General features: G+C 68.0%; 1 protein-coding gene. It reads left to right on the forward strand.

The window, feature by feature from the left end; genetic code table 11:
* The first annotated feature begins 391 nt into the window (after positions 1 to 391).
* The gene (locus ACWGID_RS41435; RefSeq protein ID WP_452204940.1) at positions 392 to 1,576 is read left to right on the forward strand and encodes an IS30 family transposase; all 1,185 of its coding nucleotides are present in this window, start codon (positions 392 to 394) and stop codon (positions 1,574 to 1,576) included.
* The last annotated feature ends 38 nt before the right edge of the window (positions 1,577 to 1,614 follow it).

Below are 1,614 nucleotides of genomic sequence, written 5' to 3' on the forward strand. Positions count from 1 at the left end.
GGCGGGTTCATGCGGTCCTCGCAACACCTCGATTTGAGGAGTTGCGGGGACCGTGTCGTTTTCGGAGGAGTTGGCCGGCCTGTTGAGGTTGGTGGATGCAGGGGTGCCGGTTGCTGTCGCGGCGGCTGAGTTGGGTGTGTCGCGGGCGCGGGTGTACCGGTTGTTGCGGGTGGCGGGGCGGGGTGTCGGGCGGGCGCGGACCAGGATCACTGATGAGCTGCGAGAGCAGGTCGTCGGTGAGTTCGGCGCCTCGGGGAGCGTGAATCGGGCGGCGAAGGCGGCTGGGTTGAGTCACAGCGCCGCACGCCGGATTCTGGTGGTAGCTGGGCTGGTGCCGGCCGAGGCGGGGACGGCGGGCAAGCCCGGCGCGAAGGCCCGGTTCGAGGAGCTGGTGGAGCAGGGCTGGGCGACCGCCCTGGCCGCGCGTGAGGTGGGGGTGCATGAGCGGACCGGGCGTGACTGGCGGCGCGGGATCCGCAAGGTCGGCAACACGCGGGTCTATCCCGACGGCACGGTCGTGGACTACGCCGCGTCGACCGGATACGAAACCGCCGTGACCGGAATCGGTGGTGCGGTAAGAGGTGCGGTAATCAGTGAGCGTTACCTGAGTCTGGATGAGCGGTTGGTGATCGCTGACGGGCTGGTCAATCGGCAGGCCCTGACCGTGATCGCGGCCGGGATCGGCAGGCACAAGTCCACGGTCTCCCGCGAGGTGCGCGCACACTCCGTCGAAGGGGTCTACCTGCCCTACCATGCCGACCGTGACGCCGCGGCGGCCAGGGCCCGGCCCAAGGACTCCAAGCTGATCACCAACCACGCGTTGCGCGCCGCGGTCGAGCAGGGCCTGGAACGCAAGTTGTCACCGGAGCAGATCTGCAACAGGCTCATCGTGGACCACCCCGACGACGAGAGCATGCGCGTGAGCCACGAGACGATCTACCAGGCGCTCTACTTCCAGGCCCGCGGCGGCCTCAAGCGCGAGGTCCAGACCGCGCTGCGCACCGGCCGGACCCGCCGCAAACCGCAACGCCGACCAGACCAGCGTCAGACCCGGTTTGTCGACGACATGATCATGATCTCCGAGCGGCCCGCCGAGGCCGACGACCGCGCGGTCCCTGGCCACTGGGAAGGCGATCTGATCATGGGCGCGGGCAACCAGTCCGCGATTGGCACACTCGTCGAACGCGCCACCCGCTACACGATGCTGGTCCACCTGCCCGGCGGACACGACGCCGAAACCGTCCGCGACGGCCTCATCGCCACGATGACCACCCTGCCCGAGCACCTGCGCGGCTCGCTGACCTGGGACCAAGGCAGCGAGATGGCACGGCACAAACAGTTCACCATCGCCACCGACATCGCCGTCTACTTCTGCGACCCGCACTCACCCTGGCAGCGCGGCACCAACGAGAACACCAACGGGCTCCTGCGCCAGTACTTCCCCAAGGGAACCGACCTCAGCCTCCACGGACCCGAAGACCTCCAACACGTCGCCCAGGAACTCAACCACCGACCACGCAAAACGCTCGACTGGGACACCCCAGCCGAGCGTTTGCGTGATCTACTCACCACCTAGAACCCAAGGCGGTGTTGCGACGACCCCTTGAAACCGCC

The sequence above is a fragment of the Kribbella sp. NPDC054772 genome (assembly GCF_053611945.1).